Source organism: Neisseria sp. N95_16 (genome assembly GCF_002551535.2).
GTDB classification, from domain to species: domain Bacteria; phylum Pseudomonadota; class Gammaproteobacteria; order Burkholderiales; family Neisseriaceae; genus Neisseria; species Neisseria brasiliensis.
In genome coordinates this window covers 1-1275 of sequence record NZ_PDBT02000147.1, presented here as the reverse complement: position 1 = coordinate 1275, position 1275 = coordinate 1, and the positions used below count along the sequence as shown (strand labels likewise).

General features: G+C 48.0%; 2 pseudogenes. One reads left to right on the top strand and one right to left on the bottom strand.

Going from position 1 to position 1275, the window contains the following annotated elements:
- Nucleotides 1-818 (top strand): annotated as a pseudogene (locus CRG49_RS12910) (ribonuclease E/G); the annotation flags it as partial.
- 381 nt (nt 819-1199) lie between these two features.
- On the opposite strand, the pseudogene CRG49_RS12905 reads toward CRG49_RS12910, so the two are convergent.
- A pseudogene (locus CRG49_RS12905) lies at nt 1200-1275 on the bottom strand (IS1595 family transposase); the annotation flags it as partial.

The window sequence follows — 1275 nt, the reverse complement described above, 5'->3', positions numbered from 1 at the left end:
AAAACGTGGCAGAGGTTGCTGAAGCTGCACTGTCAACAGAAAAGCAGCCGCGTGAGCGCAACAACCGCAACCAACGCGACCGCAACAACAATCGCAATCAGCGTGACCGCCGCAGCAACAACAAAAAACGCAATATTCCGTCTGCCGAGAAAATCGAGCATTATCTGAATATCGCCGATGCAGCGGATAAAGTGCGTTTTGCCGTGGCGCATGTGTTTGGCGAAACCGCGGCGCAAACGTCGGTAGCGGTTGCCGTGCCGAGCGAGCCGGTGGCTGAAGTGGAAGAAAACGCACCATTGGTGGTGGTGATTCCGGAGCCGGTTGAAGCCGAAGCCGTAACTTTTGCTATCGAAACTGAAGCGCCTGAAGCGGAAGCCATCCGTGTGGAAGAAAGCACCGATGACGAACGCGCCATGATCGACAGCGCAGTCGGCAACGTAACCGCTGCCGTGACTTCCGTGTTTGCCATTGAAGCGGCCGATGAGTTTCTGTCGATGACCGCCGTGCCGGCTGATCAGGAAGCTCAAGCTGTGGCAGTCATGGAAGACGAGCTGATTGCAGATAAAGCTTCGAGAGAAGTTGAAACGGCGGTGCAAGAAGTGGTGGCGAAAGAGCAGGCCGTAGCGGTAAAAGCTGCCGAAGCCATGCCCGCATTGGGTGGCTTGGTGTTTGTCGAAACTAATCCTGATGCCGTTGCTGCCTTGGCTGCCCAAGCACAACCGGAAAAAGAGTATGGTTTGCGCCGCTCCGATGTGCCGAAAGTGGAAACTGAAAACGTTGAAGTTGAGATGATTTTGGTGGAAACACGCAAAGATTAAGCAATCAATCTTGGCAAAAGCCCGATGGTTAAACATCGGGCTTTTTTTGTATTTTTATTATAGATAGCAGGAACAGGCCGAGACTTTTGCAAAACTGATGAATCATTAATAAAAACCAAAACTGCCGTCATTCTCACGCAGGTGGGAATTCATTTTTTTGAACATGACAAACTATTGAATAAAATAGGCTTATTAAATTCTGAGATGGATTCCCACCTGCGCGGGAATGACGTTGGTTTTGTATGTGCAAGTTTTTAAAGGAGTTTTATAAAGGTCAACAGGCCGTCTGAAAGTGTTCAGACGGCCTGTTGACCTTTATAAAACAATCAATATCGAATTTGCATGTCGTATTTTTACCATGGGGCTTAGGAAGCAAAAATATTAAATTGGGTTATTTCGAAGCATCTTCATTAATATTTTACCTAAATCTTCATGCCGGTGGTTAAACCTAAACTCC